This window comes from Vibrio sp. IB15 (assembly GCF_016406055.1).
Classification (GTDB): Bacteria; Pseudomonadota; Gammaproteobacteria; order Enterobacterales; family Vibrionaceae; genus Vibrio; species Vibrio chagasii.
Genome location: NZ_JAEFCE010000046.1, coordinates 1 through 19,351, shown reverse-complemented (window position 1 = coordinate 19,351; position 19,351 = coordinate 1). Strand labels below are relative to the sequence as shown.

The window sequence follows — 19,351 nt, the reverse complement described above, 5'->3', positions numbered from 1 at the left end:
TTTGTAGTTTTATTTGCTATTAATTTTTATCTGTCTTTTGGATCAAGCGCGTCGCGCAGACCATCGCCTACGTAGTTAAAGCAGAACAGCGTGACTACCATGAATGCCGCAGGGAATGCCAGTTGCCAAATTGCAACTTCCATTGTTTGCGAACCTTCTTGAAGCAATGCGCCCCAGCTTGTCATAGGCTCTTGAACACCAAGACCAAGGAAAGATAAGAATGATTCTGTAAGGATCATGCTCGGAATAAGCAGCGTAGAGTAAACCGCTACGATACCTAGAACGTTTGGAACGATGTGACGTGTAATGATCTTCCATTTGCTTACACCACATACGTGTGCAGCTTCAATGAACTCTTTACTACGTAAACTCAGCGTTTGGCCACGTACGATACGCGCCATATCTAGCCAAGCAATCGCACCAATCGCAACGAAGATGAGAATGATGTTACGACCAAAGAATGTCACTAGAACGATTACTAGGAACATGAATGGTACTGCGTACAATATTTCTAAGATACGCATCATCACTCGGTCAGTACGGCCGCCGATGAAGCCTGAAGCTGCACCGTAAAGCGTTCCAATCAATACTGCTACAAAGGCACCCATCACACCAACCATCAATGAGATGCGGCCACCAATTAGAGTACGTACATACAAATCACGACCTAAGCTATCGGTACCAAACCAGTGGTCAGCATTAGGACCTACGTGCATTGCATACCAGTCGGTATCATCGTAAGTATACTGAGCCAGCATCGGCAAAAAGATAACCGCCAGTACCATAATAGTAAGGATGAACAGGCTGACCATCGCCGCTTTGTTACGCATGAAACGAATACGAGCATCCTGCCATAAACTACGACCTTCAATCTCCAAACTCTCAGAGAACTTTTCGATCGCTTCTAAATTTTCTTTTTTCTTCAACATAACCAGTCCCTGTTAGTAGCGAATTTTCGGGTCAATAACCGCTAACAAAATATCAACAATCGCGTTAAACAAGATGAATAGGAAACCAATCAAGATAGTTACACCCATTACAAGCGAGTAGTCACGGTTGAACGCGGCGTTAACAAAAAGCTTGCCGATACCTGGTAGGCCGAAGATGGTTTCAACAACGACTGAACCTGTGATGATACCTACGAAGGCTGGCCCCATGTAGGAAACAACAGGCAGCAGTGCTGGCTTAAGAGCATGTTTAATAACAATATAACGATAGCTTAACCCCTTCGCGCGAGCAGTTCGGATAAAGTTACTGTTCAGTGTTTCAATCATTGAACCACGAGTGATTCGGGCAAAAGTTGCGACATAGAGGAACGACATAGCAAGGACAGGCAGAACTAGATATTTAGCAGAGCCATCTAACCAACCACCAGCCGGGAAAAGGTTGAAATGTAATGAAAATACGTATATCAAAGCGGGTGCAAGTACGAACGAAGGCATAACAACCCCAAGCATCGCCGTTGACATGATGGTGTAATCAATCCAAGTATTGTGCTTTAACGCAGCGATGGTACCAACGGAGACTCCCATGATGACCGTAAAAATAAAAGCGATGAAACCAACTTTTGCCGATACTGGTAGCGCAGCAGAAATCAATTCATTAACCGAGTAATCTAGATACTTGAAAGAAGGACCAAAATCACCTTGCAGAATATTGGTCAGGTACGTGGTGTACTGCTCAAAAACCGGTTTATCTAGGCCGTATTTAGCTTCAATATTTGCCATAACTTCTGGCGGTAAAGCACGTTCACTTGAGAAAGGGTTACCCGGTGCGAAACGCATGAGACAAAAAGAAATAGTGATCAGCACCAACATGGTTGGCACTGCTTCAAATATTCTTTTCATAATGAATTTAAGCATAAACTCACTCTTTTAGACTGTGACAATTGAATATAAAAAGCGCTACATGCACAAAGTGCGCATGTAGAGCTTATATCGTTATAGTTATATTAACGTTTGAGAATAGAAATGCTGATTATTGCGCCTTGATATACAAGTCTTTTGAATAAATCATTTCTTGTGCGTTGTTCGCAGGGAAGCCACCAACATGCGGGTTCAGTAGACGAGTCTTCACATATTGATAGATAGGGACAATAGGCATTTCTTGGGCCATAAGCTTTTCAGCCTCTAAGTAAAGAGCTTTACGTTCTTGCTCTGATGTAGAGTGAATGGCTTTGTCGATTATAGTGTCGTATTCTTTACTGCCCCAATGCTGGCCGCCGCTGGTATTTTCGCTTGTCATGAGCGTGAGGAACGTTGATGCCTCATTGTAGTCACCACACCAGCCAGCTCGCGCAACTTCGAAATTGCCCGTATCCTTAGAAGACAGGTAAGTTTTCCACTCTTGGTTCTCAAGCGTCACTTTTAAACCTAGTGTTTTCTTCCACATAGAACCAAGAGCTACCGCCACTTTCTTGTGGTTCTCATTAGTATTGTAAAGAAGTGTAAACTCCAAAGGGTTATCTTTGGTATATCCCGCTTCTGCTAACAGACGAGCAGCTTCCGCATTACGTTCTTTTTGTGACATTTGTGCGTATTGTGGCAAATTCGGATTAAAACCAGCCGTAATTTCAGGCGTTAAGAAGTATGCAGGTTTTTGGCCTTGCCCCATAATAGCATTTGAGACGATATCGCGATCAACCGCATAAGAAATAGCCTTACGCACGCGAACATCATCAAAAGGCTTAACTTTAGTATTAAAGTTGTAGTAGTAACTACAGAGATTGCCGACAACTGAGACATCTTCAGGATGTTCTTTCTGCATACGCTTGAAATGCTCAATTGGCATATCGTAGGAAATATCAACTTCACCTGAAAGAAAACGATTCATTTCAGCGACTTGATTTTCGATCGGTAGGAAAGTTACTTTATTCAGAACTGTCTTTTCATCATCCCAATATTGCTCATTTCGTTTTAAGGTCATGCGCTCGTTAACTACCCACTGATCAAGCACATAAGCACCATTTCCGACGAAATGTTTAGGCTTAGTCCATTGGTCGCCGTACTTTTCTACCGTTGCCTGATGAACTGGCTTGGTCGAGGTGTGCCCCATCATCATCACAAAATAAGGAACTGGAGTTTCAAGTTCAACAACTAATGTATGTGCGTCTACTGCTTTCACACCTAGTGTACTTTTATCTTTTTTACCCTCAATAATTTCTTTGGCATTCGCCATCTTAGTAAATTCCATATACCAAGAATAAGGAGAAGCCGTTGCAGGATCAACAAAACGCTGCCAGCTGTAAACGAAATCTTGAGCGGTTACAGGGTCGCCATTGGACCATTTTGCGTCTTTACGTAAGTGGAAAGTAAAGGTTTGGTTGTCTGTCGTTTCCCAGCTTTCTGCTACACCAGGAATAGTATTACCATCACTGTCTTGGTTGACTAGGCCTTCTAGAAGATCGCGAATAACGTGAGACTCGGGTACACCTGATGACTTATGAGGGTCAATAGTCGCAACCTCAGTTCCATTACCACGAACGATTTCTTGTTTTTCTGCTAGCTTAGTACCCGCTGGTACTTCAGCAGCAATAGAAAGAGTAGAAGAGGCAGCCACTGCCAAACCAGCACCTAGAAGAAGGGCCTGAGTGATTTTATTCTTGTACATTTAGTAAACTCCAAGTTTTATGTATTGCATCCATGACATCTTTGCAAAGCTCACTGAACGGCAGTGATTTAGATTGAATTAGCTTATATTTTAAGCACAAAAACCTAAAACCTTACAAAGACAGAAGCACACACTACCAATCATTGGATCTATTTTCCACATACAAGTCGTAAAATATGGATAATTCTCCAACAAAATCAAGATTTCAGGATAAATATCTAATAAAAACCAAAATGCATAGCGAGATGTGTGTGTGCACTTCGACATTAACCATATTCAATCTTATAAAATGATTTTATAAGTACTGCATTCGTTATCATATGTTTAAAATCGCAGGGAATTTAACACCCAATAAACAACAAGAACAAATAATGATTACATTCACCCGCAGTTGGATACAGTTTTTGTGATAATCATCACTTGAAGATAATCAACAGTATCCCCTTATAAGACATCCCCCTTACCGTACAATAAACTCCTAAAAAATAGTTTTGAATTTAAACTTATAAATAGCGACTAAAACCGCGAAACATTTTATTTATATATCTATTTTTAGAGTACAAAAAAAGCCAACCTCAAGGTTGACCTTCATTTCACAAACATCATGACAAAACCTGCCACTTGATTGCTTACTTCATCCAGCGTTCTGCCGCTTTTGCATCCGAATCGCGAGAATCAACCCAACGAGTCGTTTCTGTCGTTCTTTCCTTTTTCCAAAACGGCGCTTTCGTTTTTAAGAAATCCATCACAAACTCACACGCTTCAAAGGCGGCACCACGGTGTGCACTTGATACACCAACGTAAACAATCTGGTCACCGATATCGAGATCACCCACGCGGTGGATAACTCGCATCTTCTGGATAGGCCAGCGCGCTTCGGCTTGATCACAAATCTCGCTCAACGACTTCTCTGTCATTCCAGGGTAATGCTCCAGAGACAAACCAATCACGTTGTCGCCCAAGTTCATGTCGCGAACTTTACCAACGAACGTCACAATCGCTCCGGCAGCTGTACCTTGAGCCAAGTAGTCGTATTCTTCGCCTACCGAGAAGTCCTCGGCTGTCACTAATACTCTTGGGTCCATGCTTAGCCTCCAGTCACTGGTGGGAAGAATGCTACTTCGTCGCCGTCTTTCACTTCAGTTGTCAGAGGTACGATAGATTGGTTAAGAGCTGCCAGAAGTTTGCCCTCTTCCAAAGCAATATCCCATTTACCTTCTTGTGTCACAAGATGACTGCGAATCGCTTCAATCGTCTTAAACTGTGCATCCACTTCGACGCTGTCCACACCAACAAGTTCACGAGTTTGAGCAAAGAAAAGTACTGTAATCATGATTCCACCTTGAAGTGACCAGATTTACCACCTGTCTTCTCTAGCAGACGTACATTCTCGATAACGATATCCTTCTGAACAGCTTTACACATATCGTAAATGGTTAGCGCAGCAACTGAAGCTGCCGTTAGCGCTTCCATTTCTACGCCCGTCTTACCAGCAAGCTTACAAACAGATTCGATACGAACCTTGTTTTCAGACTCGATAGCCTCAAGCTGCACTTCTACTTTCGTTAATAGTAGAGGGTGACAAAGCGGAATCAGATCCCACGTCTTCTTAGCCGCTTGAATACCCGCAATACGTGCCGTGGCAAAAACATCACCCTTGTGGTGTCTACCAGAGACAATCAGTTGCAGCGTTTCAGCAGACATTTGCACGAACGCTTCTGCTCTCGCTTCACGTACCGTTTCAGCCTTAGCCGATACATCGACCATGTTCGCTTCGCCAGACGCGTTAATGTGTGTAAATTGGCTCATACTCAAACCGCCTTATACAGAAAGGTGTGGCATGAAGTTACAAGGGCGGTGGCTAGCATCCATCTGTTGCTTGATGATCTTAGTCCAACCCGTGCGACAAGCACCGGTAGAGCCTGGCATTGCAAAAATAACCGTGTGGTTAGCAAAGCCCGCAATTGCGCGAGATTGAATTGTCGATGTACCGATCTCTTCGTAAGATACTTGACGGAATAGCTCACCAAAGCCTTCAACTTCTTTGTCGAATAGTGGCTTAAGCGCTTCAGGCGTGCTGTCACGAGATGTGAAGCCTGTACCGCCAGTGATCATGATCGCTTGTACGCTTTCGTCAGCAATCCATTTAGATACGATCGCACGGATCTTGTACATGTCGTCAATAACGATTTGCTTATCAACTACGTTGTGGCCTGCTTCTTTAGCATTTTCAGCTAAGTAACCACCTGACGTATCGTTTTCTTCTGTACGTGTATCTGAAACTGTTAGTACTGCGATGTTTGCTGCTTGAAATTTGCTTTCTGCGTGACCCATTTGTTCACCTATATAAAATTAGACTGATTCGCCCAGCTTAAATAAGCTGAGCGATAAAATACGCTTGAGTGTGTGCGGGTTAACCGCCGATTGACGCCAAGTTTGGAGTCATGCCGCTGTTGCCATCATGTAAGAAGTGGCTAACGGACTTGGTTTGTAGCTGAGCCTGTATTCGATCGATGAGCTCTTGCTCTTGTTGATCTTCTTGAATCAAATCTCTCAGTTCAACACCGTGATCGCCAAACAGACATAAGTGAAGTTTACCGGTCGCAGAAACGCGCAGTCGGTTACAGCTCTCACAAAAGTCTTTCTCGTAAGGCATGATCAAACCAATTTCACCCTTGTAATCTGGGTGAACGAACACTTGCGCAGGGCCATCATTAACGGCTCTCACTTTAAGCAACCAACCATTAGCAATAAGTTGGTTACGAATCGCGACACCTGACACATGATGTTTATCAAACAACTCGTCCATCTCGCCAGTTTTCATCAGCTCAATAAAACGCAGTTGGATCGGTTTGTCTTTGATCCAGTTAAGGAAGGCAGGCAACTCTTGGCTATTGAGGTCTTTCATCAATACTACGTTTACTTTGACTTGTTCAAAGCCAACCTCAAACGCTTTATCAATGCCTCGCATTACCTCAGTAAACTTATTCTCACCAGTAATCTGATGGAACATGCGCGGATCTAAGCTATCTACGCTTACGTTAATGTGAGTTAAACCAGCATCACGCCACTGCCCTACTTGTTTCTCCATGCGGTAGCCGTTAGTTGTTGTAGCAACTTTTTTGATACCTGGAGTGTTGGCAACGGTTTGAATAATTTCGGGGAAGTCTTTACGCAGGCTCGGCTCTCCGCCTGTAATGCGGATCTTTGAGGTGCCACAATCTGCAAACGCTTTAACGACACGTTTGATCTCAGGGACACTTAAAAAAGACGAGTTTTTTTGCCCTGACGGTTTGTAGCCATCTGGCAAGCAGTAAGTACATTTAAAGTTACAGACGTCTGTAACCGACAAGCGCAAGTAATAAAACTTGCGATGGAATCTATCTTCGAATTGTTGCGCCACGGAACACCTTTCCAAACACGGGAGGCATAATCATTTCCAATTAAGCCCTTGTGACAACATGTCACTGGCTCTTGATGCGTATCGGTACAGCAAATACCACTGTGCGACTTAGCATACGAGAGCTCGGAGTTATGGCAACCGCACGTTATATTCACACGCGCAGTAGCTGGGTAATAAAATACTTAATATTTGTACGTGAATCTAGCTTTGATGACAAAAAACGGGTCACATTGGCAAAAAAAACGTATCAAACGCTCAAAATAACTCTTGTTGAGTATCTGACAAGAAGCATTTAACCTAAATTATAGTTGGTAATAATCTAACAAGAATAAAAAATGAATATTTACACTTCAAAGAAGGTGGTCGCAATCGGTGGCGGCCATGGCTTAGGTCGCATGTTGGCGGCATTAAAAGATTTCGGTAGTAACGCCACGGGCATTGTTGCTACAACAGATAACGGTGGTTCAACCGGACGAATTCGAGATTGCCAAGGTGGTATCGCATGGGGTGATACTCGTAACTGCATCAATCAATTAATCACTGAGCCGTCAATCAGCTCGATGATGTTTGAATACCGTTTTCGCGGTCAAGGTGAACTCGACGGTCATAACTTGGGTAATCTGATGCTGACCGCACTAGACAACCTCTCGGTTCGTCCATTAGAAGCGATTAACCTGATCCGAAATATGCTCAAGGTCGATGTCAATATCGTCCCTATGACCGAACACCCGTCAGACCTTACCGCCCTATCTATGGATGGGCGCTGGGTAACAGGTGAAACCAATGTGGATGACATGACAGAAAAGCTACGCATGATGGACTTGTCGCCGGAAGTGCCAGCAACTAAAGAAGCCGTTGCTGCAGTTGAGCAAGCGGACTGCATCGTTCTTGGACCAGGGAGCTTTTTGACCAGTGTGATGCCACCACTTCTGCTCCCAGAGATTGGTAAAGCTATTTCCGAAAATACCCGTGCTAAGCTTATCTTCGTCGAAAACTTATCGCCAGAGCATGGTCCTGCCGGGAAAATGACACTTCAAGAACAGCTTGAGTGGTGTGAACGTACCTGCAAGGCACGCAAGATAGACATTATTCTTGGTAATGAGCCTCACCCTGAACTTGAAGGACAATGGAATTGTGTCACCACTGATCTTGCGTCGGCCAACCGAGACTGGCGCCATGACCGAGTGAAGTTACAACAAGCGATCGAAGCTCAGTTGGCTTAAACCACAAGCCAGCTCAAACAACAGAAACTAAAAAAGGAGCATTACGCTCCTTTTTTAGTTTATATAGTAATTCTCTGCTTTAGAGATCCGTCATCAACTGCTGATATTCTGTGTATGTCGAAAGCAGTAGTGACTGCATATCTTCAAAATCACCATCGGTAATAGGCAGAGACTGTTTCACTTTACTGTCTAAATCAATCGCGAAACTGCACAAGGAGTCAGCACCAAAGCTGGCAGCGCTGCTCTTTAGAGCATGGCTAATATCCGCCAGATACTTGGAGGTATCCGACTCTTTATTTATCTCTAGGTGCTCATAGTAGCCTTTTAATTCTCCTAAAAAGATCTCCAGTAACACCGGAACATTCTCTTGCCCTATTTCACCGGCAAGCTCATCAACTTTTTGTTGATTCAATACTTTGGTCATTGTTATTTCTTTTCGTTTGGTGATTACTGCTTTGCATTCCACGCTTGCAATTTACGGTAGATGGTCGATGGACTTACATCCAAGAAACCAGCTGCTCTTGGAATGTTGCCATCACACGCTTTGATGGCCTGCTCGATGGCTGTTTTTTCAGTGATCCACAGCGGGAAAATATCCTTAACTGTGATGTCTTCACTCTGCTTCTCTTTCAAACGTAGACTGTTTTCAATTGGCTGGTTTAGTGGTGGCGGCAACATGTTGAGCGTAATCTCTTTACCATTGTTCAATACCACAACATTTCGCAATACGTTTTGCAGCTGACGAACGTTACCCGGCCACTCATATTGATTAAAACGATCCAGCACTTCCTGAGCAAAACGCACAAACGCTTTACCCTCTTCCACTGACATGTAACCTAGCAGTGAGTATGCAATCTCGATTACATCTTCACCACGCTCACGCAATGGCGGCAAGTGCAGAGGAATTACATACAAACGATAGTATAAATCTTCTCTAAAGCGCCCTTCTTGAACTTCTTTCCAAGGATCGCGGTTGGTCGCACAAACAAAACGAACGTCGACACTCTTCATCTTCGACGAACCTACTTTTTGGAAGGTGCCTGTCTGAATAAAACGCAGAAGCTTGGTTTGCAGTTCAAGGTCCATCTCACAAAGCTCGTCAAGGAACAAGGTGCCTCCATCAGCTAGCTCAGCCGCGCCTTGACGGTCTGTTGCCGCCCCTGTAAATGCCCCTTTCACGTGACCAAACAGTTCACTTTCAATCAAGTCCTTGGGAATCGCCGCACAGTTAATGGCGATAAACGGTTTATCGCCACGCTTACTCGCAGCATGAATCGCTTCTGCACACACCTCTTTACCGGTACCACTTTCACCGGTTATGAAAATACTCGCTTTACTTGATGCGGCAGAGTCAATAGTTCGATACACCTGCTGCATAGTTTGGCTACTACCGATGAAACCTTGATAGTTCTGATTTCCAGGGTGCTCTGAACTATTCTTTAATTTCGTCGCTTTGCGTATTGCGTTGTTGACCGTAATACGTAGACGGTCGGCTTCACACGGTTTGATAAGGAAGTCTTGAGAACCATGACGCATAGCTTCAACTGCAGTATCAATCGAACCGTGAGCTGTCATGAAGATAACAGGCACCTCAGGGTACTTTTGTTTGACCGCAAATAGCACGTCCATACCCGTCATATCAGGTAGACGTAAATCTAATAAAATTAGGTCAGGGATTCGATGATTCAAACTCTCAATTGCATCGCGGCCGGTGCCGACAATGTTGATATCAATTTCCAGCGGTGTAAGATACGAGCGGTACAAAGCTGCTACCGAGGCGGTATCCTCTACCATCAACAAATACTTTGATTTGTTATCTAGCGTTTTTGATTGCATATCCTAGCCATTTATAATTTGCATTTCTTATTATAGTCGCATTCCGCTTTGCATTATGCAAATTAGCCACAATATTTGTATTGTATTTCTATACCGACTTCAAACAATCAATGTTTTATCTATGTGGCATGAACGATGCAGTTGTGTAATTGACCTTCGGGTCACCTAGCCAACTGACGTTGTTAGTGGACTTAGTGTTCACAAACGTAAGCCAGTAGAACATTTCCTACTGGCTATTTTTTGTCTAGAACACGAGCAAGAGGGAGGTTGAGCCAATAATAAGTAACATTTAGCTATTGGTTATAAACTGCTTTCTCAGCTGTTCAATTTCATCGCGTTTCTGCGCTGCCAATTCAAACTCCAAGTTTTGAGCATGTTGGTACATCGCCGCTTCCAGCTTACTGATCTCTTTATCGAGTTGTTGTGGCGTCAGCACAGCATAGCTCTGTGAAGGCTCTGCCACCTTAGACAATGGCACCTGTTTAGATTGGCGCTGTTGCTTCGACTTGGTAATGTCACCCAGTTCCATAATGTCTTTGATATTACGCTTAAGCGCTTGCGGCGTTATGCCCTGCTCTTCGTTGTAAGCCTGCTGTTTCTCTCTACGACGGTCGGTTTCATCAATCGCTTTTTTCATCGACTTAGTAATCGAGTCACCGTATAAGATCGCTTTACCTTCAAGGTTACGCGCCGCACGACCAATGGTTTGGATAAGAGATCGTTCAGAACGTAGGAAGCCCTCTTTGTCTGCATCAAGAATCGCCACCAGCGATACTTCAGGCATATCCAAACCTTCTCGAAGTAAGTTAATGCCCACTAACACGTCGAACTCACCCAGACGTAGATCTCGGATGATCTCGACACGCTCAACCGTATCAATATCCGAGTGTAAATAACGCACTTTAACACCATGTTCTGTTAGATATTCTGTTAAGTCTTCCGCCATTCGCTTAGTCAACGTAGTCACCAAAACACGCTCTTCTTTCGCTGAACGGATTCTGATTTCAGACAATAAGTCATCAACCTGAGTTGCAACAGGTCTTACTTCAATAATTGGGTCTAACAAACCAGTAGGACGAACCACTTGATCGGCAATCTCGCCATCTGATTTCTCAAGCTCGTAGTTTCCAGGCGTTGCTGAGACGAAAATCGTTTGTGGAGCAATCGATTCAAACTCATCGAACTTCATTGGTCGGTTGTCTAACGCAGACGGTAGACGGAAGCCAAATTCAACCAAGGTCTCCTTACGAGAGCGGTCACCTTTATACATCGCACCGATTTGCGGCACGGTAACGTGTGACTCATCAATGATCAGCAGACCATCATCAGGCAAATAGTCGAATAATGTTGGAGGCGCTTCACCTTCAGCACGACCACTCAAGTAACGTGAGTAGTTTTCAATGCCCGAGCAGAAACCAAGCTCTGTCATCATCTCGATATCAAATTGAGTTCTTTGTGAGATGCGCTGCTCTTCGAGAAGTTTGTTATTGTCCTTAAGGTATTGGGCACGATCTCGCAGTTCATCTTTGATGTTCTCGATCGCTTCAAGGATTTTTTCTCTCGGTGTCACATAGTGAGTCTTTGGATAAACCGTAAAGCGTGGCAAATCTCTTTGTTTAATTGCGCCAGTTAGCGGGTCGAAGATACTGATACAGTCGACTTCATCATCAAACATTTCGATTCGTACTGCGTCTTGGTCGGATTCAGCCGGAAAGATATCAATCACTTCACCACGAACACGAAACTGACCACGCTCAAAAGCAACGTCGTTTCTGGAATATTGAAGTTCGGCCAAACGACGCAAGATATCGCGCTGATCCATGATCTCGCCACGGCTCAAGTGAAGCATCATTTTCAAATAAGATTTAGGATCACCCAAACCATAGATAGCGGACACAGACGCAACGATAATGGCGTCCTTTCTTTCTAATAGGGCCTTAGTTGCCGAGAGCCTCATTTGCTCAATATGAGCGTTTACAGACGCATCTTTCTCAATAAATGTATCCGTGGTTGGAACATAGGCTTCTGGTTGGTAGTAGTCATAGTAAGAAACGAAATACTCGACGGCGTTATTTGGGAAGAAAGACTTCATCTCACCATATAGTTGAGCAGCCAACGTCTTATTCGGCGCCAATAGGATTGCTGGTCTTTGAGATTGGGAAATGACGTTAGCAAGCGTAAAGGTTTTACCCGACCCCGTGACCCCTAATAGAGTTTGATGTGCGAGACCGGAATCCAGTCCATCTAGTAATTGGGTAATCGCAGTCGGCTGGTCACCGGACGGACTGTAGTCCGATACCAAATCAAAAAGTTTACTCATAGGTCGCCATTTCCATACTGTTTTTTTAATCAGGTCATTGTCACTCTATGAGGAGTGTCGATGCAACTATTATCTGGAGAAATGCATCTTAAGATTAGAGATCAGTTATAGCTTTTAATTTTAGAACTTGGTATTATCCGTGCCCCTGCAAAGTTTCCTCAGCTAAATTACTCGAATTTTAATCCACTACTTTTCCCCAAAAAATCTAAAAATACCGCTTGTTTTACTGCTCCCTTTGTAATCAAGAAAAGTTATACAATCGTAATAAATTGCAAACTATCCTTTAAATACATCAAGTTAGATCAGATTTTTACATTTTCAGATTTATCCCAGCTATTGTTGTTAAAGTTTCACACACACACTTATCCACAATTTTGGTGGATAACTAAAGCAAAGCCAAACCCAATAAGGCGTTCAAGAAAGTAAAGTTTTTTATCTGATTTTTTTCTGTGATTTTTTATTGACAGAAAAAAGGAGTCTTATTAAAATTCGCGTCGCTAACAAGCAATTCCCCCTTAGTTCAGTTGGTAGAACGGCGGACTGTTAATCCGTATGTCGCAGGTTCGAGTCCCGCAGGGGGAGCCAAATTTCAAGAAGCCGCATCACTAGATGCGGCTTTTTACGTTTTAAAGCGACTGGTTTGTACCAAACCAATGTCTCAGAGCTGGCCGCCCGCGTTCTAGTCCCGCAGGGGGAGCCAAATTCTAGAAAAAGCTCAATCGAAAGATTGAGCTTTTTTCGTTTTAACTGCGACTAACTTGTTCCAAGTTAATGTCTCAGACCTAGTCGGCCACGTACGAGTCCCGCAGGGGGAGCCAAATTTCTGGAAAAGGTAGGATGTGTCTAGCGCGGATCAAAAAAGCCACAAACGAATCCGTGGCTTAGTTAACCTTTGAGACTACAGACTACCCGAAAAGCAATAGGTAAACAGTAGAGCCCATTTGTGTTGCATTACAGGTGACGAGCGATCGTATCCATTAGCACAGCTGCAATCTTATCATCGCCAGCTTTATCGCCCTTGCTGTAGGTATTGATCTGACGCTTCGATGAGTCGTGGATATTGGTAATAGCTACCACCTCTCTCTCGATACCAAACCCAACCAACTGAATCATCAAGTCTTTATTTTTGAATGAGTCGCCAACGATCACGATAGAGTTAAAATCTTTCAGTAGCTCTTTAGTCAGATCTTCAACTTGAACATCATTACTATTAATAAAAAAGATATCCGCAGACTTCGTAGAGCTTCGCTCTCCAGCAGACTTCAGTTGTAGTTGCTGCATCTCATTGAACACGCCATTATCTTGCGTTCCAATGGTAGATAGGCTCGCAGCATTAGAAGCCAAAGACAATAGCAGTGTACTAGCAAAAACAGTACTTTTAACAAAATTCATTCTCTTTACCCTCTAATAACTAAAGAATTGTTTCTTTCATAATGCGGAAAGTTTGACCTTTATCGTCAATAGTGCAATCGGTATCGATCGTAATGCCGTAGTTAGAATCTCTTTGGTATAAAGTTGATTCATTCTCATTAATTGACCAATTGCTGCCATACATGTTCAGATAAGCGCGCGAAACCGTCACCGCATTGCCAAATACCAGCTTTTGATCACGACAAGTATTCCAATCAGCAGTGTAGTTTTCCTGCCACGTCTCATAGCTCTTCAGATCATAAACTCGGTACAGGTCTTCACCCCAAATTTCAGCAGCATTCTTTACATGCCAAAATTCTTCAGATGGAGCATCTCTGTAATACCCAGCTTCTCCCACAGCTTTTGTATTAATAGTCTGGATAACCGAGTGACCGATATCATTACCTTCATCAACCGAGGTGTAATTCAACATACTGTGTGTCTGGCTCGATTCTTTGGTTTGGCTAAAACCAAAGCCCACTCCGAGACCAGCAGACGGACCATCTGATTTACTCGCTTCAAAAGAGCCTGTAATATCAAAGCTATAAGACGTACTCTCAGCTAACGAAATCTCTTTGTTCACATTACTCGAACTTGGAAAGCTCTGCTGATTCACAAACAGATTTCCATGTCGGCTTTGAGGGAGACAGTAATCGTTGTTTTTATCGTTTTCACACTCTTCAGACAAGTACTTCCAAGTCAGCCTTGATTGCTCTTTCGCATTATTAGGTGCCTCTTCAACGGCTTTCTGGTGAGCCCAATTGTAGGCATTGTCACCTGACATGAAATTAAATTGAGAATTACCATGGAAGATCTGACCTAAGTATCCTTCTCTGTAATAAAAATGTGGAGCAACTTTCTCATCTTCCCACTCGAAAAAATAGCTTCCATCGGCAAGGGTTTGGCGCGTGACATTCATACTGCCGTCAACCGCCATAATATAGTTAGTCTTATTTGACTGAGAAAACATCAACAAATCGATAGTACGTGCGACATCAACCTGTTCATGAATTTGATACCTCTCCTTACCATAGCTATAAGCACCATTCTGAGAAGTGATCATAAATTGCTCTTCAATTTGACCATCTTCTATTCTTGCATGCTGACAGAGGTTCGCAATTTTTCCAGGTAAACCCTGCTGCTCTAGGTGATTGTTAATGTATTCCACTTTGGCATTAAAGATATCACAGGCTGTTGCCGGGTCATCGTACGCAACATACTCATCAGCCCCTTTGAAGTAGGCATCATCAATCCCAGGGATAGGAGATGCATTAGCATAGCCAGATAACATAGATACTGTTATCAAGCTTAAACTGAAGCGTTTTAATTTCATCACTCGTTCCTTTTAATTGCGTTAACATCAATATCGATGCCTTTTAAAATTAACGAGCGAAAAGAATATAATCGCAATTAAGTTGTAATAAAAAAATCTATTGTGCTTTTGAAATAACCTGAATAATAGTGAAATCACCATTTCAGTCATATATCACAGGAAAAATTAAGATTGATAATTTTAGACTCTTCTTCCTTAAACCTTCGATAACAATGTGAAGTAAGTCGCCCCTGCTCTGTACGAAAAGAAAGGCCTGAATGCCCTATATTAATTCTCTTCCGCCATACTAATAGGTCTTCTAACGAATCGACCTTCTCTATTTGAATTTGTATTTTTTCAAAGTATCCGTCAAAGTTCATAATTCAATATCTTACTAAAGCCAAAAACCAAATTTCAACACATCATGAATTTAAAAATTCAGTGAGCCATTTAATAACCGAAAATTGAGTGGATTGTTTTTATAATGTAAAAAAGCCACGTTAAAGTGGCCTTTTTTTCTTATACTAGTGAACTCTGGACAGCGGTGATCGCTAACCATGCTCACCTCTTACTATAACTAAACACACTCTAATGATTTACTATTTATAATAAACTAAATTCTTCAAATAGTACTGAAAATCAAGTAATTTCAATAAAAATCAACATTCAGAATATGTTCATTCATAAGTAAGATTCGATTCCCAGTCGGAAAATTCAAAGTTGTCCATCTCAATAATGAACAGCCCATTGTCGCCAACGGGTAGCTCGTTAGTCCCTTTGATATACATTTTACTAGGCTCAAGATATTTGTCTGCGGATGTCCAGAGATGATGAGCATGATCATAAATATACACAACATCACCATTCTGGATGCAGCTATCGGATTCTGTTAGGCGACTAATCTTCATGAAGTCAGAAGAATCGTGATCTGCCGTGTAATACGAACTGCCACTATAGGTCCAATAGTAATCTTTATAATCATCTGTTCTAGAAATCTGTACATAGTCATGGTCATGGATACAAGTACTAATATATGGATGCCAGTTGTCCAACTTAAACTTCGCGTTGGATTGCTCTCCATCATGACCATAGGTAAGCCAGCCATTAGACACATTTGGATCTGCGTAAACATATTCGCCAGTCGATCGATGCTTTAGCCTGATTGCGTCATATGGCTTATTGGTTGGGCGCACACTATGAGTTGGCGTGTTTTTATCCGCATACTCAAATGCAGCGACAGGGAAATGGTCTGAATACTCGTAAAAGTAATATGACTCCTGTGTGCCATCCAGAAAAACTCTATCCGATACGATATCTAACACTTGGTTGTGCCAGTTCTTGGGTTGCTTATGACTACGTTCAACAAGAACATAGTCTAGTAATTGCCCTTTTAAGTCTGGGTAGTTTGCGTGAGCTAAACCATTGACAGCAGGGTCCCATGAGTATGGCGCACCAGCATAGTTGGTCGGCGCTGATACATTTAAGGTCTCGAGCATTGAGGAAAACTCTTGTGAGTCCTTTGCTACATTTAGGTCACCAGCGATAAAAAACATTTCGTCAGCTGAGCGGTTCGCTCTGAAAACATAACTCTCTATCTGTGCGAACTGGTCTTGTCTAACCACTGATGGAGAAATGTTGCAGGTGTCATCGTCAGCTTGAACGTGAGTGCCAATAACATTATACCTCTCCCCACCTTTATTAATGACGGTGTGTATAAAACCTTTTTGAGAAGCCCAATCCGCACCGCAACCCTCTCTGAAAATCACTTGTGACTTATACTCAATTGGATATTTACTGAATACAATCACACCGCCATCATCAAGAGATGTCGAACGCCAACCTTCAGTATGATCCCAGCCACTCTTTGTGCGCCCCAAAACGGGCGTTAGATATCCAAACTTCTGAGCGAGTGCATCGATAAGTATTTGACTCGCTTGGTTATCGAACACTTCGTTAAATACAACCACGTCAATATCATCAAAAATCGACGAGTTCGCCAATAACTCTGCTCGCTTGTTTGGATTAGTCCCACCAACGAAAATGCCCAGATGATGATCCAGCATATAGACATTATAATTCATTATCTTGGGAGGTGAGCTGTTCTCATCAGCTCGTAAAGTTAATGTGAACAGTATTAGAAAAACTGATATTAGATATCGTGTCATGGTTAGTACATCTCCTATTAAACTGAGATGCATCCTCCCATAATGATATAATTGATAGTAATTAAATAGACCTAAAAAAAATATCAAACCATGGTTAAAACCTTAATAGTCATCATAAAAGTCTGCAATTGGCAGTGGTTCCATTTTCACAGCGACCATTTTCTTTACAGGGCTATTTGAAATGATAAGCATATATTGGTTCGGTAGCTCTTCAAGTATTTGAACTGACTTAAAGAAGGATAACTTATTTCGTGCTTTTACATATCTATCATAAACAAGCATGTCATCATCATGCTCAAAATCAATATCGCCATGATCAACGCGTTCTTCACGTAAGCTTACATTAAATAGGCCATCACTCTTGCGAATGAATTTTCCTTTTGTGTAAATACCTAAGGTGTTATTGAGTCCAGCTTCTTTTATAACTGTAACCGCCTCGAAATTATCCTCACTGATCACGACGTCCATGTGCTCTGTGGCCATATAGTCACCATCTACTGTCATATAAAGGGTGGTAGAGTTGACCAAAACATTATTTTTCGAACGTAGGCTGTATGTAATAGAAGCGAACATTAAACAAAGACAAAAAAGAAAAAAGTAAATGCTTTTATTTTTAGTAAACATAACGACTAAGCTCCGCCTTAACCATACCAACGAGATCGTCCGTAGACTGAGGAGATTCAAACAAAACCACTAAATTGACAGGTGGTGCCAATGGCTTGAGGATTACAATAGATAAGCTTTCTTGAGAGTGAGCAAGGATCAATCGGCTTAACCTACCTTGTTTGACTTCTTCAGAAACCAGAGGAGTAACGCCTTTTGCGACTACTTTGGCCTCTTCTTCATTATCGCAATAGACAGTTAACGCTTCGCTAGAAAACATTTTGGTTAGTGGAAGCCAACTCGTTAAATTAGGCTCTTTTGCAGTAAACACCAATGGAAACAATGCCGCAATCACAATGAATACGATGCCCAATGCAATATAGAGTTGATTACGTCCAAATGTATGTTGTGTGTTTTTATCGGTACTTTCTTCAAAGCTCTCAGCCTTACCACTCGGTTCCCCGGTTAATAAGTGGTCTTGGCTACCTAATTTACTATCACTGTCTTCTAGCCACGATACCGCCTCACTTTCTAGTTTATAACCAACCTTCGCGACCGTTTTCAGGTACTTTTGTTGCTTCCCATCATCCTCGATCAAAGTACGTATCGCGCTAATCGATTGTGTAAGTGACCCTTCAGACACATGTTTTCCTGGCCAAGCTCTGTTCAACAAATCTTCTTTTGTATTAATTTTCCCAGCGTTTTCACACAACATTAGAATCACAAGATGATCGTGATAGCCGATGCGCTTTTCTTCATTTTTGAGTAAATCAGTCACTAACGGGTGGTCTAAGTGAATTAACCAATTATTTAATTTGTACATAAATTAGCCTTAAAAACTGAATAACCATAATATTTATATAAACATAAATTTCATGGATAAATATTGAATTCATTTAAAATAATTTTTCATATGTCACTTGATTCATTCAACCATTTATCACTAACCGAACGTTAACAGGATTAATTAAATGGTTATTTAAAAAGGCAAAATAAGTAACTTTTTTGTAAAAGCAACTATATATAAAAAATGCTTCGCCATGAAACAAAAAAAACTAAAACGCATACAATCTAAACTTGATAACTATTTCATAAAAAAAAGAGAGTGGATCTCACTTAATTATTGGTAAATATTACAAATTAATTAATATATTGACTTATAATGACAATAAATGTCTCTTGGCTTTTGCTCTTACTGGGAAAAACGTTTGCCTAGACGTTCGCTCAGAATCGTATTTACAACAAACTAATCTTCGCAGATTAAGTTTTTGCGTATGCGAGACTCATTTTGGGCAAATGATTTGACTCTTCCCCCCAATCCTCAGTGATGAAATTATTTTCTAAAACTGATACGTACATTTGCTCAACAAGAGTACGCCTTTTTGGCCAGCTACCAGAAAATTTGACACTAACCCGGCGTTGTTGCCTAAATCAGTTGAACCTTTTTCGAGTCCTGCGATCTGATCCTTT

General features: G+C 42.0%; 17 protein-coding genes, 1 tRNA gene and 1 riboswitch. Of the genes, 2 read left to right on the top strand and 16 right to left on the bottom strand.

Annotation, left to right across the window (positions count from 1 at the left end; all coding sequences use genetic code 11):
• Window positions 1–26 precede the first annotated feature (26 nt).
• From oppC to moaA, 8 genes are all read right to left on the bottom strand, one after another.
• Entirely contained in the window at window positions 27–929 is a 903-nt protein-coding gene (oppC, locus tag JC606_RS16455; protein WP_137408084.1) for an oligopeptide ABC transporter permease OppC, read from the bottom strand.
• 12 nt (window positions 930–941) lie between these two features.
• Window positions 942–1,862, bottom strand: a complete 921-nt coding sequence (gene oppB, locus JC606_RS16450) for an oligopeptide ABC transporter permease OppB (protein WP_198778995.1) — start codon at window positions 1,860–1,862, stop codon at window positions 942–944.
• A gap of 115 nt (window positions 1,863–1,977) precedes the next feature.
• Window positions 1,978–3,609 (bottom strand): ABC transporter substrate-binding protein, encoded by a 1,632-nt coding sequence (locus JC606_RS16445; protein WP_198778994.1) that lies wholly within the window; start codon window positions 3,607–3,609, stop codon window positions 1,978–1,980.
• A gap of 629 nt (window positions 3,610–4,238) precedes the next feature.
• Window positions 4,239–4,694 carry a molybdopterin synthase catalytic subunit MoaE gene (gene moaE, locus JC606_RS16440; protein ID WP_137408082.1) on the bottom strand — a complete coding sequence of 152 codons (456 nt, stop codon included), beginning with the start codon at window positions 4,692–4,694 and terminating at the stop codon, window positions 4,239–4,241.
• A gap of 2 nt (window positions 4,695–4,696) precedes the next feature.
• The gene (gene moaD, locus JC606_RS16435) at window positions 4,697–4,942 is read right to left on the bottom strand and encodes a molybdopterin synthase sulfur carrier subunit (RefSeq protein ID WP_004737346.1); all 246 of its coding nucleotides are present in this window, start codon (window positions 4,940–4,942) and stop codon (window positions 4,697–4,699) included.
• Window positions 4,939–5,418: a cyclic pyranopterin monophosphate synthase MoaC gene (moaC, locus tag JC606_RS16430; protein WP_137408081.1), complete on the bottom strand. Its 480-nt coding sequence runs from the start codon at window positions 5,416–5,418 to the stop codon at window positions 4,939–4,941. The genes moaD and moaC overlap by 4 nt, the downstream gene beginning before the upstream one ends.
• 12 nt (window positions 5,419–5,430) lie before the next feature.
• Window positions 5,431–5,943: a molybdenum cofactor biosynthesis protein B gene (gene moaB / locus JC606_RS16425; protein ID WP_004737344.1), complete on the bottom strand. Its 513-nt coding sequence runs from the start codon at window positions 5,941–5,943 to the stop codon at window positions 5,431–5,433.
• Window positions 5,944–6,022: 79 nt separating this feature from the next.
• Window positions 6,023–7,012, bottom strand: a complete 990-nt coding sequence (gene moaA / locus JC606_RS16420; RefSeq protein WP_004737343.1) for a GTP 3',8-cyclase MoaA — start codon at window positions 7,010–7,012, stop codon at window positions 6,023–6,025.
• A riboswitch (molybdenum cofactor riboswitch) is annotated at window positions 7,001–7,153 on the bottom strand. It overlaps the preceding gene by 12 nt.
• A 194-nt stretch (window positions 7,154–7,347) precedes the next feature.
• Here moaA and JC606_RS16415 point away from each other — a divergent pair.
• On the top strand, window positions 7,348–8,235 hold the full coding sequence (locus JC606_RS16415; protein ID WP_102426541.1) for a YvcK family protein: 888 nt from the start codon (window positions 7,348–7,350) through the stop codon (window positions 8,233–8,235).
• A 79-nt stretch (window positions 8,236–8,314) separates the two neighbouring features.
• Here the strand turns inward: JC606_RS16415 and luxU are convergent, their stop codons facing one another.
• From luxU to uvrB, 3 genes are all read right to left on the bottom strand, one after another.
• A complete protein-coding gene (gene luxU / locus JC606_RS16410; RefSeq protein WP_061033803.1) occupies window positions 8,315–8,659 on the bottom strand; it encodes a quorum-sensing phosphorelay protein LuxU in 345 nt (114 codons plus the stop codon).
• Window positions 8,660–8,682: 23 nt separating this feature from the next.
• A complete protein-coding gene (gene luxO / locus JC606_RS16405; RefSeq protein WP_032553998.1) occupies window positions 8,683–10,071 on the bottom strand; it encodes a quorum-sensing sigma-54 dependent transcriptional regulator LuxO in 1,389 nt (462 codons plus the stop codon).
• A 289-nt stretch (window positions 10,072–10,360) separates the two neighbouring features.
• Window positions 10,361–12,391 (bottom strand): excinuclease ABC subunit UvrB, encoded by a 2,031-nt coding sequence (uvrB, locus tag JC606_RS16400; protein WP_137408080.1) that lies wholly within the window; start codon window positions 12,389–12,391, stop codon window positions 10,361–10,363.
• 509 nt (window positions 12,392–12,900) lie between these two features.
• On the opposite strand from uvrB, the gene JC606_RS16395 reads away from it, so the two are divergent.
• Window positions 12,901–12,976: transfer RNA gene (locus JC606_RS16395), tRNA-Asn, on the top strand.
• Window positions 12,977–13,342: 366 nt separating this feature from the next.
• On the opposite strand, the gene JC606_RS16390 is transcribed toward JC606_RS16395, so the two are convergent.
• The 5 genes from JC606_RS16390 to JC606_RS16370 form a co-directional block, all read right to left on the bottom strand.
• Window positions 13,343–13,783, bottom strand: coding sequence for a hypothetical protein (locus JC606_RS16390; protein WP_137408079.1), 441 nt, complete (start codon window positions 13,781–13,783; stop codon window positions 13,343–13,345).
• A 19-nt stretch (window positions 13,784–13,802) separates the two neighbouring features.
• Window positions 13,803–15,134 (bottom strand): excinuclease ABC subunit B, encoded by a 1,332-nt coding sequence (locus JC606_RS16385; protein WP_137408078.1) that lies wholly within the window; start codon window positions 15,132–15,134, stop codon window positions 13,803–13,805.
• 656 nt (window positions 15,135–15,790) lie between these two features.
• Window positions 15,791–17,194, bottom strand: coding sequence for a sphingomyelin phosphodiesterase (gene sph, locus JC606_RS16380; RefSeq protein ID WP_137408076.1), 1,404 nt, complete (start codon window positions 17,192–17,194; stop codon window positions 15,791–15,793).
• Window positions 17,195–17,380: 186 nt separating this feature from the next.
• Window positions 17,381–17,761 (bottom strand): hypothetical protein, encoded by a 381-nt coding sequence (locus JC606_RS16375; RefSeq protein ID WP_233090427.1) that lies wholly within the window; start codon window positions 17,759–17,761, stop codon window positions 17,381–17,383.
• Window positions 17,762–17,891: 130 nt separating this feature from the next.
• The gene (locus tag JC606_RS16370; protein ID WP_198778992.1) at window positions 17,892–18,704 is read right to left on the bottom strand and encodes a winged helix-turn-helix domain-containing protein; all 813 of its coding nucleotides are present in this window, start codon (window positions 18,702–18,704) and stop codon (window positions 17,892–17,894) included.
• Window positions 18,705–19,351 lie beyond the last annotated feature (647 nt).

Excerpts from the sequence above, each read along its gene's own strand:
- luxU (WP_061033803.1), bottom strand. The coding sequence starts at position 8,659 with ATGACCAAAGTATTGAATCAACAAAAAGTTGATGAGCTTGCCGGTGAA.
- JC606_RS16385 (WP_137408078.1), bottom strand. The coding sequence starts at position 15,134 with ATGAAATTAAAACGCTTCAGTTTAAGCTTGATAACAGTATCTATGTTA.
- uvrB (WP_137408080.1), bottom strand. The coding sequence starts at position 12,391 with ATGAGTAAACTTTTTGATTTGGTATCGGACTACAGTCCGTCCGGTGAC.
- JC606_RS16445 (WP_198778994.1), bottom strand. The coding sequence starts at position 3,609 with ATGTACAAGAATAAAATCACTCAGGCCCTTCTTCTAGGTGCTGGTTTG.
- JC606_RS16370 (WP_198778992.1), bottom strand. The coding sequence starts at position 18,704 with ATGTACAAATTAAATAATTGGTTAATTCACTTAGACCACCCGTTAGTG.
- moaC (WP_137408081.1), bottom strand. The coding sequence starts at position 5,418 with ATGAGCCAATTTACACACATTAACGCGTCTGGCGAAGCGAACATGGTC.
- moaD (WP_004737346.1), bottom strand. The coding sequence starts at position 4,942 with ATGATTACAGTACTTTTCTTTGCTCAAACTCGTGAACTTGTTGGTGTG.
- JC606_RS16375 (WP_233090427.1), bottom strand. The coding sequence starts at position 17,761 with ATGGCCACAGAGCACATGGACGTCGTGATCAGTGAGGATAATTTCGAG.
- luxO (WP_032553998.1), bottom strand. The coding sequence starts at position 10,071 with ATGCAATCAAAAACGCTAGATAACAAATCAAAGTATTTGTTGATGGTA.
- moaB (WP_004737344.1), bottom strand. The coding sequence starts at position 5,943 with ATGGGTCACGCAGAAAGCAAATTTCAAGCAGCAAACATCGCAGTACTA.
- sph (WP_137408076.1), bottom strand. The coding sequence starts at position 17,194 with ATGAATTATAATGTCTATATGCTGGATCATCATCTGGGCATTTTCGTT.
- oppC (WP_137408084.1), bottom strand. The coding sequence starts at position 929 with ATGTTGAAGAAAAAAGAAAATTTAGAAGCGATCGAAAAGTTCTCTGAG.
- oppB (WP_198778995.1), bottom strand. The coding sequence starts at position 1,862 with ATGCTTAAATTCATTATGAAAAGAATATTTGAAGCAGTGCCAACCATG.
- moaE (WP_137408082.1), bottom strand. The coding sequence starts at position 4,694 with ATGGACCCAAGAGTATTAGTGACAGCCGAGGACTTCTCGGTAGGCGAA.
- JC606_RS16390 (WP_137408079.1), bottom strand. The coding sequence starts at position 13,783 with ATGAATTTTGTTAAAAGTACTGTTTTTGCTAGTACACTGCTATTGTCT.
- JC606_RS16415 (WP_102426541.1), top strand. The coding sequence starts at position 7,348 with ATGAATATTTACACTTCAAAGAAGGTGGTCGCAATCGGTGGCGGCCAT.